Source organism: Actinoplanes sp. NPDC023936 (assembly GCF_040639325.1).
Classification (GTDB): Bacteria; Actinomycetota; Actinomycetes; order Mycobacteriales; family Micromonosporaceae; genus Actinoplanes.
Map to the genome: position 1 here is coordinate 80,600 of NZ_JBEZZR010000016.1, position 20,560 is coordinate 101,159.

Annotated in this window: 22 protein-coding genes; 12 read left to right on the plus strand and 10 right to left on the minus strand. The window is 72.5% G+C overall.

Annotated elements, in window-relative coordinates:
• Positions 1–81: 81 nt before the first annotated feature.
• Positions 82–564: an SRPBCC family protein gene (locus AB0F72_RS21770; RefSeq protein ID WP_360434159.1), complete on the minus strand. Its 483-nt coding sequence runs from the start codon at positions 562–564 to the stop codon at positions 82–84.
• Positions 548–901: a metalloregulator ArsR/SmtB family transcription factor gene (locus tag AB0F72_RS21775; protein WP_360434162.1), complete on the minus strand. Its 354-nt coding sequence runs from the start codon at positions 899–901 to the stop codon at positions 548–550. Before AB0F72_RS21775 ends, AB0F72_RS21770 begins: the two co-directional genes overlap by 17 nt.
• A gap of 145 nt (positions 902–1,046) precedes the next feature.
• On the opposite strand from AB0F72_RS21775, the gene AB0F72_RS21780 reads away from it, so the two are divergent.
• The 3 genes from AB0F72_RS21780 to AB0F72_RS21790 all read left to right on the plus strand — a co-directional run bounded on the left by AB0F72_RS21780 (position 1,047) and on the right by AB0F72_RS21790 (position 4,828).
• A complete protein-coding gene (locus tag AB0F72_RS21780) occupies positions 1,047–1,427 on the plus strand; it encodes an STAS domain-containing protein (RefSeq protein WP_360434165.1) in 381 nt (126 codons plus the stop codon).
• A 565-nt stretch (positions 1,428–1,992) separates the two neighbouring features.
• Positions 1,993–3,183 carry a tyrosine-protein phosphatase gene (locus AB0F72_RS21785; protein WP_360434168.1) on the plus strand — a complete coding sequence of 397 codons (1,191 nt, stop codon included), beginning with the start codon at positions 1,993–1,995 and terminating at the stop codon, positions 3,181–3,183.
• Positions 3,184–3,397: 214 nt separating this feature from the next.
• Positions 3,398–4,828, plus strand: a complete 1,431-nt coding sequence (locus AB0F72_RS21790; protein WP_360434171.1) for a serine/threonine-protein kinase — start codon at positions 3,398–3,400, stop codon at positions 4,826–4,828.
• Here AB0F72_RS21790 and AB0F72_RS21795 read toward each other — a convergent pair.
• Together AB0F72_RS21795 and AB0F72_RS21800 are read right to left on the minus strand one after the other, a co-directional pair.
• Positions 4,819–5,460, minus strand: a complete 642-nt coding sequence (locus AB0F72_RS21795) for a response regulator transcription factor (protein WP_360434410.1) — start codon at positions 5,458–5,460, stop codon at positions 4,819–4,821. The two genes, AB0F72_RS21790 and AB0F72_RS21795, sit on opposite strands and share 10 nt — an antisense overlap.
• Positions 5,457–6,704 (minus strand): histidine kinase, encoded by a 1,248-nt coding sequence (locus AB0F72_RS21800; RefSeq protein ID WP_360434174.1) that lies wholly within the window; start codon positions 6,702–6,704, stop codon positions 5,457–5,459. The genes AB0F72_RS21795 and AB0F72_RS21800 overlap by 4 nt, the downstream gene beginning before the upstream one ends.
• Before the next feature lie 132 nt (positions 6,705–6,836).
• Here AB0F72_RS21800 and AB0F72_RS21805 point away from each other — a divergent pair, with 132 nt between their 5' ends.
• From AB0F72_RS21805 to AB0F72_RS21815, 3 genes are read left to right on the plus strand one after another with little or no spacing between them, the layout of a single operon-like run.
• On the plus strand, positions 6,837–7,769 hold the full coding sequence (locus tag AB0F72_RS21805; RefSeq protein WP_360434177.1) for a type II CAAX endopeptidase family protein: 933 nt from the start codon (positions 6,837–6,839) through the stop codon (positions 7,767–7,769).
• Complete coding sequence (locus AB0F72_RS21810; RefSeq protein ID WP_360434180.1) at positions 7,702–8,442, plus strand: nucleotidyltransferase domain-containing protein; 741 nt, start codon at positions 7,702–7,704, stop codon at positions 8,440–8,442. Before AB0F72_RS21805 ends, AB0F72_RS21810 begins: the two co-directional genes overlap by 68 nt.
• A gap of 5 nt (positions 8,443–8,447) precedes the next feature.
• Positions 8,448–9,329, plus strand: coding sequence for an LLM class flavin-dependent oxidoreductase (locus tag AB0F72_RS21815; protein WP_360434183.1), 882 nt, complete (start codon positions 8,448–8,450; stop codon positions 9,327–9,329).
• A 42-nt stretch (positions 9,330–9,371) separates the two neighbouring features.
• On the opposite strand, the gene AB0F72_RS21820 is transcribed toward AB0F72_RS21815, so the two are convergent.
• Entirely contained in the window at positions 9,372–10,424 is a 1,053-nt protein-coding gene (locus tag AB0F72_RS21820; RefSeq protein ID WP_360434186.1) for a glutamate-cysteine ligase family protein, read from the minus strand.
• A 193-nt stretch (positions 10,425–10,617) separates the two neighbouring features.
• Between AB0F72_RS21820 and AB0F72_RS21825 the strand changes: the two genes are divergently transcribed.
• On the plus strand, positions 10,618–11,772 hold the full coding sequence (locus AB0F72_RS21825) for a PQQ-binding-like beta-propeller repeat protein (RefSeq protein WP_360434189.1): 1,155 nt from the start codon (positions 10,618–10,620) through the stop codon (positions 11,770–11,772).
• Here AB0F72_RS21825 and AB0F72_RS21830 read toward each other — a convergent pair.
• Entirely contained in the window at positions 11,767–12,630 is an 864-nt protein-coding gene (locus tag AB0F72_RS21830) for a PHP domain-containing protein (protein WP_360434192.1), read from the minus strand. The two genes, AB0F72_RS21825 and AB0F72_RS21830, sit on opposite strands and share 6 nt — an antisense overlap.
• Before the next feature lie 183 nt (positions 12,631–12,813).
• Between AB0F72_RS21830 and AB0F72_RS21835 the strand changes: the two genes are divergently transcribed.
• Positions 12,814–13,512, plus strand: coding sequence for a hypothetical protein (locus AB0F72_RS21835; RefSeq protein ID WP_360434195.1), 699 nt, complete (start codon positions 12,814–12,816; stop codon positions 13,510–13,512).
• A gap of 74 nt (positions 13,513–13,586) precedes the next feature.
• Here the strand turns inward: AB0F72_RS21835 and AB0F72_RS21840 are convergent, their stop codons facing one another.
• Genes AB0F72_RS21840 through AB0F72_RS21850 form a run of 3 tightly spaced genes read right to left on the minus strand, consistent with a single transcriptional unit; the run spans position 13,587 to position 16,522 of the window.
• The gene (locus AB0F72_RS21840; protein WP_360434198.1) at positions 13,587–15,185 is read right to left on the minus strand and encodes a methyl-accepting chemotaxis protein; all 1,599 of its coding nucleotides are present in this window, start codon (positions 15,183–15,185) and stop codon (positions 13,587–13,589) included.
• Between the two features lie 46 nt (positions 15,186–15,231).
• Entirely contained in the window at positions 15,232–15,990 is a 759-nt protein-coding gene (locus AB0F72_RS21845; RefSeq protein WP_360434201.1) for a group II truncated hemoglobin, read from the minus strand.
• Between the two features lie 52 nt (positions 15,991–16,042).
• Entirely contained in the window at positions 16,043–16,522 is a 480-nt protein-coding gene (locus tag AB0F72_RS21850) for an SHOCT domain-containing protein (RefSeq protein WP_360434203.1), read from the minus strand.
• A gap of 149 nt (positions 16,523–16,671) precedes the next feature.
• Here AB0F72_RS21850 and AB0F72_RS21855 point away from each other — a divergent pair, with 149 nt between their 5' ends.
• From AB0F72_RS21855 to AB0F72_RS21870, 4 genes are all read left to right on the plus strand, one after another.
• Complete coding sequence (locus tag AB0F72_RS21855) at positions 16,672–17,070, plus strand: nuclear transport factor 2 family protein (protein WP_360434206.1); 399 nt, start codon at positions 16,672–16,674, stop codon at positions 17,068–17,070.
• Positions 17,071–17,184: 114 nt separating this feature from the next.
• The gene (locus AB0F72_RS21860) at positions 17,185–18,042 is read left to right on the plus strand and encodes a transporter substrate-binding domain-containing protein (RefSeq protein WP_360434209.1); all 858 of its coding nucleotides are present in this window, start codon (positions 17,185–17,187) and stop codon (positions 18,040–18,042) included.
• 59 nt (positions 18,043–18,101) lie between these two features.
• Positions 18,102–18,938, plus strand: coding sequence for an amino acid ABC transporter permease (locus tag AB0F72_RS21865; RefSeq protein WP_360434212.1), 837 nt, complete (start codon positions 18,102–18,104; stop codon positions 18,936–18,938).
• The gene (locus AB0F72_RS21870; RefSeq protein ID WP_360434215.1) at positions 18,935–19,696 is read left to right on the plus strand and encodes an amino acid ABC transporter ATP-binding protein; all 762 of its coding nucleotides are present in this window, start codon (positions 18,935–18,937) and stop codon (positions 19,694–19,696) included. Before AB0F72_RS21865 ends, AB0F72_RS21870 begins: the two co-directional genes overlap by 4 nt.
• 124 nt (positions 19,697–19,820) lie before the next feature.
• Here AB0F72_RS21870 and AB0F72_RS21875 read toward each other — a convergent pair whose 3' ends face one another.
• Complete coding sequence (locus AB0F72_RS21875; RefSeq protein WP_360434218.1) at positions 19,821–20,354, minus strand: hypothetical protein; 534 nt, start codon at positions 20,352–20,354, stop codon at positions 19,821–19,823.
• Positions 20,355–20,560 lie beyond the last annotated feature (206 nt).

Genomic DNA, 20,560 nt, shown 5'->3' on the forward strand with positions numbered 1-20,560 from the left:
AGGGACGGCCGTCCCCGCGTGCTCCGGGTTCACGGCGCGGCCTGAGTCAAGGCAGCTTTACCGCCGTGGATCCGGGGCCTGTCACAGGCTGCCCGCGCGTGCCATCTCCTCCAGGCGCGCGTACCCCTCGTTCACGCCGACCTCCATGCCGCTCCGCAGCCACGCGTCGCGGCTCTCGAAGCTGTCCACGAGCGACTGCGCGTGCAGCCGGGTCCGCCCGCCGCCGAGGTCCTCGAACCGCAGCGTCTCCAGCGCCACCCCGTCCGGCTGGCCCTCCCAGGTGAACGTCTGCACGATCAGGTCCGGCCGCACCTCGTGGAAGCTGCCGTGGAAGGCGTGCTCCTCGGTGCCGCGGCTGGACACGTACCGCCAGCTCCCGCCGGTCCGCGCGTCCCAATAGTCGATCTTGTTCTGGAGTGAGTCCGGCCCGTTCCACCGCACGAACAGCTCCGGGTCGGTGTGCGCCCGGAACAGCTGCTCCGGGGTCGCGTCGAAGTCGCGCGTGATGCGGATGACCGGCAGCTTCGGGTCGGCCTCGATGGCCGCCTCAACGATCTTGGTCATGGTCGTCCCTCTCCTCGTCCCTCATGGTTTCCAGCAGGGTGTCCAGGCGCCGGTAGCGCTGCTCGGCGCGCTCCCGGTAGAGCTCGATCCAGGCGTTCATCTCGTCGAAGACCTCCGTCTCCAGGCGCACGATCCGGGGTTGCGGTCCCGGCGGCCGGCTCACCACCCCGGCGTCCTCCAGCACCTTGAGGTGCTTGTAGACCGCCTGCAGCGACATCCGGTACGGCTCGGCCAACTGGTTCACCGTCGCGTCGCTCTCGGCGAGCCGGGCCACCATGTCACGGCGGGTGGGATCGGCGAGTGCGGAGAAGACTCGGGTCAGCGTGTCCGCCGCCATGGCACCTCATTTCAACTTGCTGGTTGAAAGCGACGCTAGACGTGGCGTGGCTCACCTGTCAACCGAAAAGTTGAAAGTCCAGCTCAAGGCGAATCTGCAATCTCACGTTCGGAGTCCGTACACGTCCGCCGGTTAGACCATTCCCATGGAACAAGTGCGTTGTGTGATCACCCGCGACGACCGGAAGGCGGTCCGCGTGCACCTGGCCGGCGCGTTCGGCCGGGCGGCCCACCCCGAGCTGCGCCGCTGTCTGCGCCGCGCGTTCGACCGCGCCGGCCGCGGCACCGTGGTGATCGACATGGCCGAGACGGAGTCGATCGGCAGCGAGTGCCTGGAGGTGCTGCTCGTCGGTTACACCCGGGCGCTGCGCGGCGGCCTCGGCTTCCAGGTCGTCAACGCCCACGGCCCGGTCCGCCAGGCCCTGGCCGTGACCGGCCTCTGCGAACCCGCCGTCGACGACATGTTCGACTCCTTGATGGCCCTGATCGGCAGCGTTCCCGCCGCCACGCCAGGGCCCGCGGAGTAGCCGCCCGCCCCACGGGTGTCCGGGCAGGCCGAGCTGGCTCCCAGTACCGTCACGGGGTGATCAGCAGCGCTGACCGTGTGGGCTGAACCGCGCCGCCCGGCAGTGCGCCGATGCGGCAGGCTGGGTGTCAGCGCTGTGCCGCCGCGGAACATCGCCGCGCCGGACAGCACTGGCGACCAGCCGGACCAGCTGGTCGTCAGGCTATCCTCGGCCGGCGTGGATCGTGGAAAGGCGTGGCCCTGCTGGCGCTCAGTGCTGTCCCGGCGGGCCGCCGAGAACACTGGCAGCCAGCCGGGCGCGACGAGCTGGTCACCAGTGCTGCCGCACACCTGTTCCGAGAGCACTGAACACCAGCGCGCCCGGACCGCTCCGCGATCGACAACCGAGCGGCGCCCATCTCGCCTCCGACGAGTCGGCGGATCGTCGATCAGCCGGCAAGGTCAGCTCTGGACACCAGCCGGACCAGCTGGTTCCCGGGGCTGCCGCCCAACGAGGTAAACATTGTTTACTTCCTGCTGGGGCCTCTGTTGCCCGCTGTTTCGCCGGGCCGCGTACCAATTGACCCGTGAAGTTGATCAACAAGCGCCTCGTCGCCACCTGCGCGGCCTGCGCCATCGCTCTCAGCAGCGCCCTTGCCGCCACCACCCCGGCCGTCGCCGGCGGAAGCCAGGCCGGCCACGCCGGTCACGGGAACCACGCCGGTCACGCCGGCCACGGGAACCATGCCGGTCACGGGAGCCACGGCGCCCACCAACCGGCCGCCCGCCACCAGATCCCGTTCACCGCGGCCACGGTCACCCAGAACGCCGACGGCTCGTTCACGATCACCTGGGCCGCCACCGGTGCCCGTTCGGTGAGCGTCTACGCCGGCGCCGACCAGAACCGGATCTCACACAAGCGCGCCGTCGCCAAGGGCGCCGCGAAGGCCACCGTCACCGTCTCCGGCCTCGGCGCCGCCGACCGGATGTGGTTCGAGCTGGTCCCGGACCGCGGCGAGTCGCTCACCCTGGCCGACCGCTCGCTGCACCTCGCGTCCGCCCCGAACTTCCGGGACGCCGGCGGCTACCGCACCGCGGACGGCCAGTGGGTGCGGATGGGCGTCATCTACCGCGCCAACGACCTCGGCAAGCTCACCGACGCCGACCTCGCCAAGCTGAAGCGCCTCGGCATCCGTACCGACATCGACTTCCGCACCGACTCCGAGATCGCCGCCTCGCCGGACCGGATCCCGGCCGGCACCACGTACATCCACGCCAACGTGATCGGCGCCTCGGACGTCGGCACCGGCGGCATCGACCTCACCACCGAGGCCGGTGGCGTGGCGATGATGGAGGCCGGCGAGAAGGCCTTCGTCTCGGGCGAGCCGGGCCGCGCCGCCTACCGGACGTTCTTCGCCACGGTCACCGATCCGAAGGCCGCGAACGTCGTCTACCACTGCACCGCCGGCAAGGACCGCACCGGCTGGGCCAGCGCCGCCCTGCTGACCGCCCTCGGTGTCCCGACCTCCACGGTCATGCGGGACTACCTGCTCAGCAACACGTACCTGGCCGCCTCCAACGCCGCGACCCTGGCGGCCGTCCCGGAGGCGATCCGCCCGGGGTACAAGGCGGTGCTCGACGTCCGCGAGTCCTACCTCATGTCCGGCTTCGACGAGGTGACCGCGAAGTACGGCACGTTCGACAACTACCTGCGTACGGGCCTGGGCCTCACGTCCAAGGACCTCCGCGCCCTGCGCGCCCAGCTCCTCGTCGGCTGACCCGGCGAGCGCCCCGCCCACCCGCGTCCGGGGCGCTCGCCGCCCCCAAGCTGGCCGCCGCCAAGCTGGCCGGACCCAAGCTGGCCGGACCCGAGCTCGCCGGGCCCCGAGCTCGCCGGCCCCAAGCCCGCCGACCCCGAGCTCGCCGGCCCCAAGCTCGCCGACCCCCACGCTCGCCGGAACCCCGAACGAGCCACCCCCTAAGCTGACCGCCGTGGATCTGCAGCCCGGGGCCCGGCTCGGCGACCGATATCACCTCCGGCAGCGGCTCGGCGCCGGTGGGATGGGTGAGGTGTGGCTCGCCGTCGACGAGGTGCTGCGGCGTACCGTCGCGGTGAAGGCGATGCTGCCGGAGGTGGCCCGCGACCCGGACTTCGCGCGGCGGTTCGCGGCCGAGGCGACGGCGATGGCCCGGGTCAGCCATCCCGCGGTGGCGTCCATCCACGACTACGGTTCGAGTCACGGCGTCGCGTACCTGGTGATGGAGTTCGTCGACGGCGAGTCCCTCTCCCAGCGCCTGGCCCGCGAGGTCCGGCTCGCCCCGGACGTGACGATGCGGCTGGTCGCGGACGTCGCCTCCGGTCTTCAGGCCGTGCACGATCAGGGCCTGGTGCACCGCGACATCAAACCCGCGAACCTTCTGGTACGCCGTGACGGCACCGTGGTGATCACGGACTTCGGTATCGCCCGGCACGAGGACGCGAGCCTGCTCACGGCATCGGGCGCGATCCTCGGCACGCCCAGCTACCTGTCACCGGAGCAGGTGCGCGGCGAGCCGGCCGGCCCGCGCAGCGACGTCTACGCCCTGGGTCTCGTCGCCTATGAATGCCTGGCGGGGGAGAGGCCGTTCACCGGCGACAACCCCTATGCGGTCGCGCTGCAGCGGCTGCAGTCGTCACCCCGTACCCTCGCTGTCGCCGTGCCCGACCCGGTCCGGGCGGTGGTGGCCCGCGCGCTCGCCACCGACCAGCGGGAGAGATGGCCGTCAGCGGCGACCTTGGCCGCGGCGGCCCGCGCGGCCACCACCCCGCCCGCCGCCGATGCCGCTGCCCCCGCAGCGGCCGATCCGCCCGCCGTGCCTGCCGCCGGCGGCGTCACCAGCGGGAATCCCCGGCGCCCGGCCCTGTTCGCCGCTCTGGCAGCCGTGATCCTCGCACTCGGTGGCATCGCCGCGTGGTCCACACTCGGCGACGGAGGCCACGGAACCACCGGAAACGCGGCAGCCGCGAAGGACCCCGGCGCCTCACCCGGCGCGGGCAGCGACCCCGGCTCGGCCACCGCCGGTTTCACCGCGTGCGGCGACGTCTCCTGCCCCACCGAACCCCTGTGCTGGGCAGGCACCACCACCATCGGCGGCGAAGCCATGCCGATCCGCTCCCTGGACTGCGCCGCCGCGCATCGCTGGGAGACGGTCCAGGCCGTCCCGCTGCCACCCGGCGACATCGACCTCGACACGCTGATCCAGCGCCCCGCTGTCGCCGCCGCCTGCTCCACCGCGGTGCTCGCCGAGCGCAGCCGCGACCCGGACGCCACGAAGGGCTGGAACCTGCACGCCTGGCCGATCGAGATGGACGGCGTCACGCTGGTGCACTGCCTGACCGGCTCCCCGGAGGGCGAGTCCACCGGTTCCCGCGTTCAGCCCTGATCACGCAGGTAGGTGAGCACCGCCAGCACCCGCCGATTCGTCGCATCGTCGGGCGGCAGATCCAGCTTGGCGAGGATGTTTCCGACGTGCTTGCCGACGGCGGCCTCGGACAGATGCAGGATCTTCGCGATCGCGGCGTTGGAGTGCCCCTCCGCCACCAGCGCCAGCACCTCCCGCTCCCGCGGCGACAACCGTCCCACCGGCCGCTGACCGAGCAGCCGCCGGACCACTTCGGGATCGATCACCGCTTCCCCGGCGACGACCCGCCGCAACGAAGCCACGAACTCGCTCACGTCCACGATCCGGTCCTTGAGCAGGTATCCGACCCGCCGGCCGTCAGCGGACGAGAGCAGTTCCGCCGCGTACCCGTGCTGCACGTACTGACTGAGCGCCACCACCGCGAGGCCGGGCTGCGAGCGGCGCAGCCGCACCGCGGCCCGGAGTCCCTCGTCGCGGAACCCCGGTGGCATCCGCACGTCGGTCACGACGAGATCCGGCATGTGATCAGAAACGGCCGTCACGAGGGCTTCGGCATCACCCACGGCCGCCACCACCTGGAACCCGAACCGTTCCAGCAAACCGGCCAGCCCCTCGCGCAGCAGCACACCGTCCTCGGCGAGCACCACCCTCAGCACGGCAGCTCCAACCGGATCACGGTGGGCCCGCCGGGCGGGCTGGACAGCAGCAGCCGCCCGTCAGCGGCGGCGGCCCGATCGGCGAGACCGGTCAGCCCGGTCCCGCGACCCGGGTCGGCGCCGCCGTGACCGTCGTCGACCACCTCCACCGCGAGCCGCCCGTCCTCCTCCACCACGGACACCGCGGCGGTCCGGGCGCCACTGTGCTTGGCCACGTTTGCCAGCGCCTCCGCCACCACGAAGTACGCCGTCGCCTCGACCTGCGGTGGTAGCCGTCGCGCCAGGCCGGCCCGCACCCGCACCGGCGTCGCCGACTGCCGGGCGAGGTCCCGCAGAGCGGCCGGCAACCCGAGCTCGGTGAGCAGCTGCGGGCGGATGCCGTGGATCAGCTCCCGCAGTTCGGCCATCAGCTCCTTGGCCTGCTCGTGCGCGGTGCCGACGGCTTCCGCGGCGGGCGAGCGGTCCGGCAGGTCGAGCCGCGCGAGCCCGAGCTGCAGCGTGAGCCCGACGAGTTTCTGCTGCGCCCCGTCGTGCAGGTCCCGCTCGATGCGGCGGCGTTCCGCCTCGAACGCGTCCGCCAGCCGCGCCCGCGACCGGGACACCTCGACGAGCTCGGCCCGCAGCTCCGCCCCGCCGTCGGCCCGCAGCACCGCCCGGGCCACCGCGGCGTGGGCTCCGGCGGTCACCGCCAGCAGATGGGGCACACCACACAGACCGATCAACCCCCCGATCGCGTACGGGACAGCCTGCCCCGCCGTCACGATGGTGACGACGCCGAACGAGATCGGCCCGGACTCCACGAGCAGCGGGCTGAACGCGCACACCCCGATCAGCAGCACCGTCACGGCCAGTGCGGCATAGCTCGCCGGGACCGCGGTGACCAGTACGATCGCGTACCCGAACCGCCGCCACCGGGACCGGCTCGGCGTCAGCGCCCGGTCGTCGGCGAGCCGCAGCCGCCACCGCTCCACCGCGCCGAGCGGCCACGCCGCGACCGGTCCGAGCCCACCCAGCAGCGCGCCGCCGGCCAGGAACAGCAGCAGCGACCCGACCGGCTCGGCGGCCCCTGTCGCGAGCTGCCGCACCAGCACGATCCAGGGCGCGGCGAGCAGGCCGAACGGCACGGCGACAAGCAGGGCCAGGGGTACGGTGCTGACCACGAACCCGAGAGCCCGCCACGGCCACGCACTGATCAGAAAGTGACGACGCCGGACAGCGGTGAGGACGGCTGGCAATTCCACGCCACTCACCGTATCGACGCCCGTCACCCGCACCCAGACGTCTGACCCCACTTCCGGGGTAGGGCTGGGCATACCCCGTGACGGTGACTGCGCGTAGTGCCCGCCACGGCCCCGTCATGGTCCGTTGTAGCCATGACCTCACGCCCACTGATCAGCTACTTCACCCTGGCCTTCGGGCTGACCTGGCTCGCCTGGCTGCCCTACGTGCTGTCCGGCAACGGTCTCGGCGTGCTGCCGTGGCGTTTCCCGGAGGTGCTCGGCAGCGGCCAGACACTCGGCGTGCTGCCCGGCGCGTACCTCGGACCGATCACCGCCGCGTTCGTGATCACCGCCCGCACCGAGGGCCGGGCCGGCCTGCGCCGCTGGTCCCGCCGCCTGATCCGGTGGCGGGTCGGCGCCCGTTTCCCGGTGGCGGCGCTTCTCGGCGTACCCGTGGTGGCCGTTCTTGTGACGTTTGCGCTGCCCGGCGCGATCGACGGCGCGCGCCTGCCGTCCCGGGCCGTGCTTCTCGCCTATCTGCCGCTGCTGGTGATGCAGGTGCTCACCAGCGGGCTGGCCGAGGAGCCGGGCTGGCGGGACTTCGCCCAGCCCCGCCTGCAGGACCGGTTCGGCCCGATGGCCGGCGCGCTGATCCTCGGACCCCTCTGGGGCGCCTGGCACCTGCCGCTGTTCCTCACCGAATGGGCCGGCTGGCCGGACGTGACCTGGCTGATGCCCGCCGAGTTCGTGCTCAGCTCGGTGCTGCTCGGCATCGTCCTGACGTGGGTCTTCAACGCCAGTGGCGGCAGCCTGCCGATGGCCATGCTGGTGCACGCCAACGTCAACACGGTGTTCTCGCTGCTCTGGCCGCAGATGTTCCCCACCCTGGACCCGTTCCGCGGCTCCCTGCACGCCCTGATCCTGGGCTCCGGCGCGGTGGCCCTGGTCCTGATCGTCACCACCCGCGGCCGCCTCGGCCTCCCGGCGAGCCCTCGTGACCCCTTCATAGACTGCGGGCATGATGAACCGGCCGGACGCCGTCGACCTGTTCGCCGATCGCCTGGACGATCTCGGCTGGGTGCGTGACCTGCTGGTGGCCGGTTCGCTGGCGACCGGGGACCACCGGCCGGGCGTCAGCGACCTGGACCTGGTGGCGGTCACCGGCGGACCGGTCACCCCGGACCGGCAGGCGGCCCTGACCGTTCTGCATCAGCGCCTCGACGCCGGGGCCGCGCGCGGGCTGAAACTCGGCTGCGTCTACGTCGACGAGGCGCGGCTCGCCGACCCGGCCGTCACCCACCCGACCTGGACGCACGGGCAGCTCGTGCACCGCATCCTCTCCGGGATCACCCGCGCCGAGCTGGTGCGTCACGGCTTCGCCGTGCGCGGGCGCAGGCCCGGCGACCTGCTCGCGGCCATGACCGACGACGATGTACGCGCCGCCGCCCGCGCCGAACTCACCGGCTACTGGGCATGGGCCGCACGCCGTCCCTGGATCTGGATCGACCCGGAGCTGGCCGACCTCGGGCTCACCTCGATGGCCCGGGGCCGCCACGCCGTGCGTACCGGGCAGCTGCTCACCAAGAGCGAGGCCGTGGAACGGGCCGCCGCCCCGGAGCGCCTCAAGGCTGAGCTTCGTGCCCGTCGCCACGGGGAAGCCGTCGTGTCCCCACGCTGGCGGACGGCGTGGATCGCCTGGAACGACTGCCGCCGTACCGTGCGATCTTTTGGAGATCGGCCCCCGGGTGCGGCAGGGTGAACCTCATGCGTATCTCGATCTGGCCCGGCGCCGGGCAACCCTACGGTGACGTGCTCGAAGCGGCCCGGCACGCGGCCGAGACCGGCTGGGACGGCGTCTGGATCGCCGACCATTTCATGCCCAACGACGGCACCGGCACCGACCCGCTGCACCCGGTCCTGGAGTGCGGCTCGCTGGTGGCGGCGCTCGGCGCGGCCGTGCCCCGGGTGCGGATCGGCACGCTGGTCTACGGCAACACCTACCGCCACCCGGCCGTCCTCGCGAACATGGCGGCCACCGTCGACCAGATCACCGGCGGCCGGTTCACGCTCGGCGTCGGCGCCGGCTGGCAGATCAACGAGCATGACCAGTACGGGCTGGAGCTGCCCCCGATCGGCAAGCGCATCGACCGTTTCGTGGAGGCGCTGCACGTGCTCAAGGGCCTGCTCCGGGAGCCGCGCACCACGATGAACGGCGAGTACTACCAGCTCACCGACGCGGTCTGCGAGCCGAAGCCGGTCCAGGACCCGATGCCCATCATGATCGGCGCGAAGGGCGAGAAGCGGATGCTTCGGGTCGTCGCCGAGCACGCCGACATGTGGAACACCTGGGGCCGCCCGGACCTGATCGCCCACAAGTCCGCCGTCCTCGACCGGCACTGCGCGTCCGCCGGCCGCGACCCGAAGTCGATCGTCCGCACCGCCCAGGCGCTGACGGTGGTCGACGGCCCGGTCCCGGAGAACGTGTCGATGCCGGTGATCGGCGGCTCGCTGAAGCAGCTGACCGCCGACATCGAGGACTACCGCGCGGCGGGCGTCGACGAGCTGATCGTCCCGGACGGCCTGCTGGGCAAGGGGGCCACGAAGTTCCGCGCCATGGACACCATCCTGTCCCTGGTCAGGCCGTAATCCCGCGCCGTCCCGCCGTGCGCCGTGCCGGGGCGGGACGGGTCAGGAGTGCGCGGTCACCTGGTCGAGGACGTCGTCGGCGGGGCAGCGGCCGCGATGCACATAACGCTCGGTGAACTCGGCGACCGCGTCCCGCAGTTCGCGCCCCGCGCCCTGGCGCGCCAGCGCACCGTAGGCCGCCACGAAGCAGTCCCGCGCGGCCGCCGCCAGCACCGGGTCGGCGACGGCGTCGCGGGCCGCCCGCTCCCACAGGCCCGGCTCGCTGACCAGGTGCTTCGTGGCCTCCCACGCCTCCTCGGCGGCGCGCGGGTCGTCCATCAGCACGGTCGCCACGGTCACCGGCAGCCGCCAGCCGGAGCAGGGCTGGCGGTCGGCCACGTCGAGTTCGAGGTGGCCGCGGGCGGCGACCGGCGGGCGCAGGGCGTCGCGGTGCCGGCGCAGGTCGCTGGCGGTGAGCCGGGAGCCGGCGCGGAGGGCGTCACGCAGGCTGCGGCCGGTCGCGGTGCGGGCCCGCAGGACGTAGGCGGACCAGGACTCGCGGGCGTCGCCGGGCGCGGGGGCGACCGGCAGTTCCCGGCGCAGCGCCTGCCGCACGCTGCGCCAGCCGGTGGGCCGGCCGTGCCGCAGCGGCGCGTTCGCGAACGCGGCGGCCAGGACCGGCGTCAGGGTGTGCGCGAGGTCCCACCGGCGACCGAGCCCGAGCGGGCCGCCGCCGTCGAGGCCGGCTTCCAGCCCGATCCGGATACCGGCCGTCGCGGTGCCGAGCGCGTGCTCCGGCCCGTCCGGGTGAACGGTGTCGGTGGCCTGGTCCAGAACGGTCAGCCGGTGCTTCTCCACGAGCCGGGTCGAGGCGGCCAGGTCGTCCGCCATCCGGCGCAGCGCGACGTCGAGGCCGGGGGAGGGCGGGCCGCTCACCACCATCACCCGCGGTGACCGGGCGTCGAGGAAGCCGTGCCGCAGCGGCCGCCGGCCGGCCGGCGCGGAGGCGGGGTCGAGCAGCAGGTCGACGGCGATTCCCACGAATCCCGGCAGACCGGGCGAGAACGCCCCGGCGGCGAGGAGATCGGCGGCGGCCGTTTCGGTCAGGGCGGTCACGATGCCTTCTTCCCCAGGGTTCTCGCAGGAGGAACGAGCATAGCATTCCTATCTGACTGATAGGAATGCTGACCTCGGGTGATCCGCGGAGTGTGCGGGTGTGGCGCGTCGATGCGGGAATGAGCGGATTGCGGCTTGCATACTGTTTCGCGGCTCTTGGGGAGTGTGGCTGCACCCGTACCGGAGGAAAGAGATGGCGCCGAAGCTGGCCGTCGCCGCGCTCGCGGCCCTGACCCTCGCCTGCCTCGCGGGTGTTGCCCCGGCGGCGGCGCACGCCCGGCGTCAATGGGCGGTGAACGGCGTGGAGCCGCTCGGCCAGCCGGTCGCGGTGGGTGCGGCGATCATCGGGTACGAGCAACGTGGACAGCAGGTCTACATCCAGAGCCGGTCCCCGGAGACCGGTGCGGCGCTGTGGGACGCCGCAGCGGTGCCGGGTGTGCCGGTGCGTGCCGGTCGGTGGGTCGTCTATCGCGAGCCGCAGCCGGAGTTCGGTGACGGGTACACGAGTCTCGTGGTGGCCGACCCGCTCACCGGCACGCAGGCGCAGCGCAGCCCCACGATGATCTTCCAGGGTGAGCCGCGGAGCTGTTTCGGTGACGGGGCGGTGTGTGTCACGGCGGCGCCGGCGCAGGGCGAGCCGATGCACGGCTACCGCCTCGATCTGACGAGCGGCGCGTTTCTCCCGGCGGCGGAGGGGATCACCGGGGAAGGGCTGATCATTATCGGTACGGAGGTCGCCCTCGTCCGCGACGGCGCGGTGCTCTGGCGGCGGCCCGACCCGAAGGCGACGCGCTGGACCCTGGTCCCGGCCGGGCGCGGCGTCCCGGCCGCGGGCGATGCTCCTGCCGGGGGCGGCGTCCCGGCCGGGGGCGGCGTCTGGGTGGGCGCGACCCCCGCCGGCAGCGTGGGCCTGGACGCGGCCGACGGCACGCTGCTCTGGACCTCGGCCGGCGTGCTGCGCGACTGCGGAATCCCGCTGCGCGACACCACGATCCGCTGCCGCGACGGGCGGATCGAGGCGTTCGACCCGATCACCGGGACCGCGCGCTGGTCGGTGCCGCTGCGCGGGCCGGTGGCTGTCGCCGGCGACGACTCGATCGTGATCCGCGGAGTGTCGATCTCCCTGGCGACCGGCAAGCGGGGGAACGCCGCCGGTGCGCACTGGTGTTTCACCGGCGGGCTGGCCTCGGTCTGCGGCGACGACGGGGTGCCGCCGGTCTCCGCGTGGACGGCGGTCGGCGCGGTGGCGGCGGGCCACGTCGTGGTGGCCACCCCGGCCGGCTACCTCGGCATGCCGGTCGCCCCGGCCTCAGAACGACCGGCTCTCCTCAGCACCCGGACCTCATAGAACCCGGGAATCGGCCCGGCCCCACAGCTCGTAGGGGCACCGGCCCGCCCGGAACCCGCAGGCCTCCGCCATCGCGGCCGCCTCCCGCAGCCCGTGCGCGACCGCCTCCGGAAAGTGCGCGTCGCTGCCGAAGCTGACCGCGTCCCCGCCCTCCTCGTGCCACCAGGTGACGATCAGCCGGTCCATCGGCAGCCGGGTGTTGATCTCCAGTGCCCGGCCGGCCCGGGCGGTGGCGCGCAGCGCGTCGCGGAACTCCTCCTCGAAGTCGCGGGTGTCGAACCGCTCCGGCCCGGGCCAGTGCCGGATCGGGTAGTCGATGTGGGTGAGCACCTCGAACACGTCACTGCCGGTCACCAGGTTCGGGATCTCCCGGAGGTACTCACGCACCACGCCGGCGGCCGGGCGGTCCGGGAAGATGCCGAACGGCTCGGCGTAACCCCCGTTGTGCGGCAGGCAGTGCAGCGATCCGATCACCCGGTCGAACTGTCCCTCGGCCAGCACTGTCGCGACCGCGTCCCGGTGCCAGTGCGGCTCGCCCAGCTCCAGGCCACTGAGGATCTTCAGCGTGGGAAAGCGTTCCCGGCAGCGTTCGATCGACGCGAGATAGCCCTGGGTGTCGAACGCCGGGGGAGTGATCCGGCCGTCCGGCCCGGCGGCGTCGAGGAGGCGCTGGTCGGCGTACGGGCCCTCGGTGGGCACCGGCCAGGCGGTGTGATCGAGGTGCTCGGTGAACGCGATGGCCGGCAGGCCGAGCTCGGCGGCGCGGGCGCAGGCGCGTTCCATCGAGCCGAGCGGGGCGTCCCAGGAGAACTCGCTGTGCACATGACTGTCGGCGGGAAGGGGGTGCTGGTGATCCACGCCGCGAACGTATCCGAGCGAGGTGGCCGCCGGCTGTCGGGCGTCCCACAGGACCGGGGCAGTTTGAACTAGGTTCCTAGGATGCCCTAGGGGGTGTGGAGGGTGTCCCCTAGAGCGGAATCCGGGAACGGGCAGGGATTGCACCGGTACTCCACGGCTGCCGCCCGGCCATACGGTCAGCTCATGTCATCGAACAGCGTCATCGTCCGGCGGACCGCCGTCGCCGCGCCGGCTCTCATGTTCGGGTACGGGGTCCTGCGGTTCCTCGACGGCCGGGACGGCGATCGCGGCAACGGGCCGGCCTGGGACGCCGGCCACGTGGCGTTCTTCGCGGCGATGGTGCTGTTCGGCGTGCTGGCCGTCGCGCTGCGCCCGATCGCGCCGGCCTGGGCCCGCCGGACCGGCACGGTGGCCGCCACCCTGGCCCTCGCCGGTGTCGGCTGCTTCCTCTGGGTGATCGCGGGCGACCTGTCGGAGGGGTTCCGGGAGGCCGCGCCGCTGCCGGAGGCGCTGCGGACCGGCGGGGCGGCGCTGTTCCCGCTCGGCATGCTGATGCTGCTCGGCCTGCTGGTCGCGGCCCGGCGGGCTCCGGTGTGGAGTCCGCTGCTGTTCGGCGCCGGCATCGCCGCGATCACGGTGAACCTGGACCTGCTGCCGATCGCGTCACTGGTGATCCTCGCGGCCCTGGCGCCGCTGGCCCGGCGCGACGACGCGGCAGACCGGCGCGACGACGCGCATGCCCGGGGCGGCGACGTGGCGGGCCGGGGCGGCGACGTGGCGGGCCGGGGCGGGCGGCACGCGGCGCGACGCTACGAGAACAACGCTCCGGTCCGGGAAGTGAGCCGGGAAGCCGTCCGCGCTCATTTCAAAGCCGCCATCTGATCAAAGCGGCCATCTGATCGGAGCGGCCGTGAGAAACGGGCCCGCGCGCCACGGGGGCGCGCGGACCCGTCCGCTCAGTACCGGAACGAACGCACCAGACCCTGCAGGTCGTCGGAGAGCCGGGTCAGCTCGGCCGCCGCCTCATGGGTGGCGTAGGCGCCCTTGCGGTTCTCCTCGGCCACGTCCACGACCTGGGTGATGCCGCTGCCGATCTGGTTGGCGCCGTCGGCGGCGGCGGTCAGGTCGGAGGCCATGCCGCTGGTGACAGCGCTCTGCTCCTCGACGGCCGAGGCGATGGTCGTCTGGAACTCGTTGATCCGGCCGATGATCTCGCCGATCTTGGTGATCGACTCGACAGCCGTGCTGGTGTCCGCCTGAATGGCCGCGACCCGCTTGCTGATGTCCTCGGTGGCCTTCGTCGTCTCCTGGGCGAGATCCTTGACCTCGCCGGCGACGACCGCGAACCCCTTGCCGCTCTCCCCGGCCCGGGCCGCCTCGATCGTCGCGTTCAGCGCGAGCAGGTTGGTCTGCTCGGCGATCGCGGTGATCACCTTGACCACGTCGCCGATCTCCGCGGACGAGCGGCCGAGCCGCGACATCAGGTCCTCGGCGGTGCTGGAGGCGATCACCGCCTCCTGCGCGACGCTCGCCGCCTCGGCCGCGGACACCGCGATCTCCCGGATCGCCGCGCCCATCTCCTCGGCGCCGGTGGCGACCGCGCCGACCCGCGAGTTGACCTCGTCGACGGCGCCGCCGATCGAGGTGACCTCGCCGGAGGTACGGTCCGCGCCGCCGGCCAGGGCGCGCGACGCGTCCTGGAGTTCCCCGGCGCGCCCGGCCAGGGCGTTCCCGCTGGCGGCGAGGGTGCCGACGGCCGTACGCATCTGCTCCGCCGCCTGGTTGAGCGCCGTGCTCATGTCACCGAACTCGTTGCGGTTGGCGATGTCGGACCGCCGGGTGAGGTCGCCGTCGGCGACCGCGTGCAGCACGTCGCGGAACTGCCGCAGCGGCCGGACCACGCTGTTGGCGATCACGACGGCCAGGGCGATCGCGATGATCAGGCCGATGACCAGCACGGCGATCACCATGACCCGGGCGGAGGAGTACTCGTCGTCGGAGGCGGCCAGGGCGTCGGTGGCGGCCGCGTCGCTGGCGGCGTCGAGCGCGTCCAGGCTGGTCAGCGCCTCGGTGATCTTGGCAGGGATCTCGTTGGTGCGGATCTCGTCGAAGCCGGTCAGATCACCGGCGGCCTGCAGTTCGCCGGCCCTCTCCCGCAGCTCGCCGTACTCGGTCCAGGCCGTGCTGAACCCGTCGATGGCGGCGCGCTGATCGGCGTCGAGGTCATGCGCGGAGTACGAGGCGATGGCCGCGTCGAGTGCGTCGGACGCGGCGGTCGACCGCTCGGTGGCCGCCGTCTGGAGGGCCGTGGTGGTGGCGGTCGTGGCGGTGAGGATCTCGAACCGGTAGTTCCAGACCTTCTCCCGGATGACCGCGACGTCGCGGGCGGGCAGCAGCGCGTTCGTGTAGATCTCGCGGCCGCTGTCGGCGACCTGCGACATCCGGACCAGGCTGATGGTGCCCACCAGGATCGCGACGATGCCGGTGAGGGCGACGAGCAGGGCGAGGTTGGTACGGACGCTGAGGTTGCCGACCAGACCGGGACGTTGTGCCACGACAGTCCTATCGTCTGGCCCTGCGGGGAACTGAGCCGCTGATTCCTCATCCCTGGTACGGCGGCGCGGCACCCCACCCCCAGCGCGGCACCGGAGCCCGCCGGGGCGGGTTGGCGCCGGGCTGCGAGTTGGCCAGCGCCAGCCGGGTCCCCCACTCGACGTAGCCGAGGAACGCGGCCCGGAACTCCGGATCGTCCGGCAGCCCGGCCTCGTCGGCGGCGTCGAGGAGCAGGCTCACCCAGCGCCGCCGCTGCGGCTCGGTGATCGCCTTGCCGAGGTGGTGGGCGAGCATGTGCGGATAGCCGCCGCGCTCGGCGGTGTAGCTGTCCGGCCCGCCGAACACCTCGGCCAGCCACATCGCGACGTGCCGGGGGTGTGCCGGGTCCATGCCGGCGAAGAGCGGCCCGATCAGGTCGTCGCCGGTGACCCGCTGGTAGAACCGCTCGGTCAGCCGCTCGAACGCCGGGGTGCCGCCGGCCCACTCGTACAGGGTGGGCACCGCGCCGCCGGCGCCGGCGACGGCGGTGGGCTCGTAGTGGCGCATCTCGTCGATGTTCTCGATGTAGGGACGGATCTCGGCCAGGAAGCCGGGGAACTCCGCGCCGCCGCGGAACCCCTTCATGTGGTCGTCCGCCGAGGTCCACGTGATCCGCAGGATGTAGGCCGCGGGTTCGCCGGCGCAGCGGCTCAGCTCGTAGCCGACGCATTGCGGCGACCGCGCGAGGAATACCGCCGCTCGGGCATAGGCCGCTTCGAAGGCCGCCGCGTCGCCGGTGATCCGATAGCGGATGTACTCGACTGTCATCCGTCCACGATAGAGCGCCGTAACGGTGTAATCGTGTAATCAATCCGACGATTCAAAGCAGCCCGGCGCGCTTGGCCTGGTACTCCTCGTCGGAGAGGACGCCGGCACGGTGCAGCTCCTCGAGGTTGCGCAGCAGGTCCGCCGGGGGCGCCGGCTTGCCGAGCCGCTCCGAGATCACCGCGCGGAGGTAGGCGGCGGCCGCCCGGTGCGTGGTGAACTCGACGGTGGTCCCGCCGACGTCGATCATCAGGATCCCGCGCAGCAGCCCGTCCCGCGCCGACACCCCGCCCACCCGCTCGAGGGGGATCGTGGACCGTCCCGCGCCGGTGCGCAGCCCGATCTGCCCGGTGCTCACCAGCTCCAGCCGGTCCGCGAAGACCAGCAGATAGACGCTGGCCCCGCCGTCGACCATGTGCCCGACGGCGAGCGCCCCGCGCACGTCGATCCCGGCCTGCGCGGCCTTGCCACGAGCCCGCTCGGCCCGCGCCCGCCCCTCGTCGACGCCGACCGCCCGGCCCGAGAACAACCCCATGCCGAAAACCCTAGACCGCGATCCGGTACGGGCCACCCCGCCCCCGACCGCACCCATCCCGTCCCCGGGAGTCCGCGCGGCCTCCTGCCCGCTCCCGGCCGTCCGGCGGCGATCGCTACCGGCGCGGGGAGACCTGAGACCATGACCGCATGCAGGATTCCGAAGCCGGCCGCCTCGACGCCGACCACCTCGAAGCCGACCTCCGCGCCGCCGAGCAGGCACTGCAGACCGCCCAGCGCCACGGCGACGTCGCGGCCCTGGACGCGCTGCTCGACGACCGTCTGATCGCGATCGGCCCGGACGGCGGCCGGTACACCAAGCAGGACGACCTGGACGCGTACCGGAAGGGCACCTCGGTGATCGACGACCTGGTCCAGGAGAGCCTGGAGCACCTGGTCGCCGGCAGCACCGGCGTCACGTTCTTCACCGGCACCGTGTCGGGCACGTTCGGCGGCGCGCCGGTGACCGCCCGGATGCGCTACACCCGCACCTGGACGCACACCGGCGGCCGCTGGCGCGTCCTCGCCGCCCACATCGTCCCGGCCTGAGGGGCAGTGCCCGTCCCGGCTGCTGCGCGCCCGGCTGCTGCGTGTTCGGCTGCTGCGCGTTCGGCCGCTGCGCGGACAGTCGCTGACCAGCCGAGCCGACCGAGGGAGACGAGAATGTCAACGAGGATGCGTCTGCTCCCGGCCGTTCTGCTGGTGACGGCGCTCGCGGTCACCGGCTGCGGCAAACCCGGCACGGATACCGACCCCGCGACCGGTGCGGCGCCCGGCACGATCACGGCGGGCACGCTGATGATCGGGTCGCAGCAGTCCTACATCCCGGGTGAGTTCCGCAAGGAGGGCGGCGACGACCTGGTCGGCTTCGGGGTCGACATCGTCACCGAGACCGGCAAGCGGCTCGGCCTCACCCCGCAGTGGGTGCAGTCCGACTACGCGGCGCTGATCACCGGCCTGCAGTCCCGGCGGTTCGACATGGGCTCGGGCGGGATGAGCGTGAACCCGGCGCGGCTGGAGCAGGTCGACATGGTCGGCTACTACCGGTCCGGCGCCACGTTCCTGGTGCGCAAGGCCGACGAGGGCAAGTACACCACCGCCGAGCAGATGTGCGGCCGGAAGCTCGGCATGCTGGAGGGCTCCACGACGCTGGAGAAGGCCGTGGCGGCGCTCTGCCCGGGCAACCCGATCCAGATCGAGTACTACACCGCGACGCCGCTCGGCCTGCAGGGCCTGCTCTCCGAGCGGGTCACCGCGTACGCGCCGGACCTCGCCCAGGCGCAGTACATCGTCGAGCAGAACCCGGCCGAGTTCGCGACCACCGGGTACCACCTGGTCGACTACTTGATCAACTTCACGTTCGCGAAGGGCGGGGACACCGCGCTGCGCGACGCGGTCTACCGCACCCTGGACGAGATGATCAAGGACGGGACGTACGCCAAGATCTTGGAGTCCTGGAATCTCAGCACCGGCGGCCTCACCCAGCCCGCCTACAACGGAGATCTCACCGGCAAGCCGTGACTCCGGTGCGGCGGCGGGCCCGCAGAACCCGCCGCCGCGCCCCTGCATAGAGAGCGCATGTGAGCGACAAGGTCTTCTACCCGGTACGCCGGCCCCGCGCGTGGGGGCAGATCATCCAGGCCGCGGTCGTCGTCGCGGCGATCCCGGTCCTCGTACTCCCGTTCCTCTCCTCCGGCGTGTTCGACCTGGCCACCGTCGGCGAGTACCTGTTCGGCCCGGCCATCCTGAAAGCCGTCTGGGGCACCCTGTCCCTGGCCACCCTGAGCACCGCCCTGGCCCTGGTGCTGGGCACCGGCGTGGCGCTGCTGCGGATCAGCGCCAACCCGGTGCTGCGCGCCGCCGCGGGCTTCTACGTCTTCGTCTTCCGCGGCACGCCGATGCTGGTCCAGCTGCTGATCTGGTTCTACGCGGTACCCCGGATCGTCGGGCACGTCGGCCTCTACATCCCCGGCATCGACCTGGTGCTCATCGAGGACCAGCCGGCCAGCACCTTCTTCACCCCGTTCGTGGCCGGCCTGTTCGCGCTCACCCTCGCCGAGACCGGGTACATGGCCGAGGTGATCCGCTCCGGCATCCAGGGCGTCGACGCGGGTCAGCGCGACGCGGCGCGGGCGCTCGGCGTGCCGGCCGGGAAGATCATGCGGCAGATCGTGCTGGTCCAGGCGTTCCGGATAGTGCTGCCGGCGATCGCCAACCAGTACATCCTGATGATCAAGAACACTTCGCTGGCGTACGCGATCGGGTACTCCGAGATCCTGCTCTCGGTCAGCCGGGTCTACTACACCAACTTCAAGTACCTCGAGCTGCTGCTCGTCGCGGCCTTCTGGTATCTGCTGCTGACCGCCGTGATCACGGTGGGGCAGCTGTTCATCGAGCGAAAGTTCCCCCCGAGATGATCAAACTGTCCGCTCGCGGCGTGGTCAAGAGCTACGGCGACGTCGCGGTGCTGAAGGACGTCACGGTCGAGGTGGCCGACGGCGAGATCGTGGCGCTGATCGGCCCGTCCGGCGCCGGCAAGTCGACGTTCCTGCGCTGCGTCAACAACCTGGAGACCGTCGACTCCGGGCACATCGCTGTCGACGGCGAGCTGGTCGGGTACCGCGAGGTCGACGGCTGCCTGGAGCCGCTGCCCGACCGGGAGGCGAGCCGGCGGCGGGCCCGGATCGGCTTCGTCTTCCAGCACTTCCACCTGTTCCGGCACATGACCGCCCGCGACAACGTCGCCTACGGACCCCGCGAGGTGCTCGGTGAATCCACGGCCGCGGCCCGGGGAAAGGCACTGTCGTTGCTGGACCGGATGGGGCTGACCGGGCGTGAGCACCACTATCCCCACGAGCTCTCCGGCGGCCAGCAGCAACGCGTCGCCATCGCCCGGGCGCTCGCCATGGACCCCAGCATCCTCCTGCTCGACGAGCCCACCAGCGCCCTCGACCCGGAGCTGCGCGTCGAGGTCGCGAACGTGATCCGGGAACTGGCCCGGGACCGGCGCACGATGCTGATCGCCACCCACGACATCCCGCTCGTCGAGGAGATCGCCGACCGGGTGGTCTTCCTGGTGGACGGGAGGATCGTCGAGGAGGGGCCGGCCGCGAAACTGCTGCACGAGCCGGGCCACGATCGCACCCGCGCGTTCCTGGCCCGGATGACCGGGTGAACGCGGTCCGCTCCGCGCTGCTCGTCGTGGCCGGGCTCGCTGCCTGCGCGGCAGCCCCTGCACGGGTACGGGCGGAGAGACGTCCCCGGCGACACCGGGAGGCTCCGCCCGTACCTTTTGATCGTCAGCAGTAGCCGGACGGGCACTCGCCGCTGGCCAGCAGCTCGTACTGCTTGCATTTGGGGCAGCGGGGCCGGGCCATCTCGGCGCGGGCCTTCAGTTTCGCCGCGGCGGACTTCGGGGCGGGCGTCTTCGCGGCGGCCTTGGCCGGTGCGGCGCCGGTGCCGGCGGCCGCCCGCGACCGGGTCGCCTTCGCCGCGCGGACCGTGGTCTTGCGCAGCTCGACGGCCTGGACCGACGCCTCCAGCAGGGCGTCGTAGTTGGCGTCGATCAGCTCCGCCTCCAGCGTCACCACCGTGTTCGGGTCGTCCGGGTCACGCACGTACGCGCCCGGCATCGACAGGGCCAGGTCGTTGGCGCGCTCCGGCTCCACGGCGACGTCGACGCCACCCTGATGGATGTACACCGCGACACCTGTCGTGCCCTCCGGGCGCACCTGCAGGGCCTTGCCGACCGATCGCACCTCGACCCTGGTCCGCCCGCGGAGCTCCAGCAGCAGCCGGGCCACCGACGCCGCGCCCGCGTTGTACTCGTCCATCAGTCCTCCGCTTCACATGACGACTCTCCAGTATCGGCATGCCCCGGTCCCCGCCGTGGGCCGGCATCAGAACGGGTGAAATTCCTCAAACGGCGGCTCGGTCAGCGGGCCGGCCGGAGCAGCGCCCGGCACCGCGGCCCGGCGCCGGCGTCCGGCACTGCTGACCAGCGGAGACTGCCCTCGACGTATCGTATCGCCGCGCGCCC

Excerpts from the sequence above, each read along its gene's own strand:
- AB0F72_RS21770 (WP_360434159.1), bottom strand. The coding sequence starts at position 564 with ATGACCAAGATCGTTGAGGCGGCCATCGAGGCCGACCCGAAGCTGCCG.
- AB0F72_RS21775 (WP_360434162.1), bottom strand. The coding sequence starts at position 901 with ATGGCGGCGGACACGCTGACCCGAGTCTTCTCCGCACTCGCCGATCCC.
- AB0F72_RS21780 (WP_360434165.1), top strand. The coding sequence starts at position 1,047 with ATGGAACAAGTGCGTTGTGTGATCACCCGCGACGACCGGAAGGCGGTC.
- AB0F72_RS21805 (WP_360434177.1), top strand. The coding sequence starts at position 6,837 with ATGACCTCACGCCCACTGATCAGCTACTTCACCCTGGCCTTCGGGCTG.
- AB0F72_RS21810 (WP_360434180.1), top strand. The coding sequence starts at position 7,702 with ATGATGAACCGGCCGGACGCCGTCGACCTGTTCGCCGATCGCCTGGAC.
- AB0F72_RS21815 (WP_360434183.1), top strand. The coding sequence starts at position 8,448 with ATGCGTATCTCGATCTGGCCCGGCGCCGGGCAACCCTACGGTGACGTG.
- AB0F72_RS21825 (WP_360434189.1), top strand. The coding sequence starts at position 10,618 with ATGGCGCCGAAGCTGGCCGTCGCCGCGCTCGCGGCCCTGACCCTCGCC.
- AB0F72_RS21835 (WP_360434195.1), top strand. The coding sequence starts at position 12,814 with ATGTCATCGAACAGCGTCATCGTCCGGCGGACCGCCGTCGCCGCGCCG.
- AB0F72_RS21845 (WP_360434201.1), bottom strand. The coding sequence starts at position 15,990 with ATGACAGTCGAGTACATCCGCTATCGGATCACCGGCGACGCGGCGGCC.
- AB0F72_RS21850 (WP_360434203.1), bottom strand. The coding sequence starts at position 16,522 with ATGGGGTTGTTCTCGGGCCGGGCGGTCGGCGTCGACGAGGGGCGGGCG.
- AB0F72_RS21855 (WP_360434206.1), top strand. The coding sequence starts at position 16,672 with ATGCAGGATTCCGAAGCCGGCCGCCTCGACGCCGACCACCTCGAAGCC.
- AB0F72_RS21860 (WP_360434209.1), top strand. The coding sequence starts at position 17,185 with ATGTCAACGAGGATGCGTCTGCTCCCGGCCGTTCTGCTGGTGACGGCG.
- AB0F72_RS21870 (WP_360434215.1), top strand. The coding sequence starts at position 18,935 with ATGATCAAACTGTCCGCTCGCGGCGTGGTCAAGAGCTACGGCGACGTC.
- AB0F72_RS21875 (WP_360434218.1), bottom strand. The coding sequence starts at position 20,354 with ATGGACGAGTACAACGCGGGCGCGGCGTCGGTGGCCCGGCTGCTGCTG.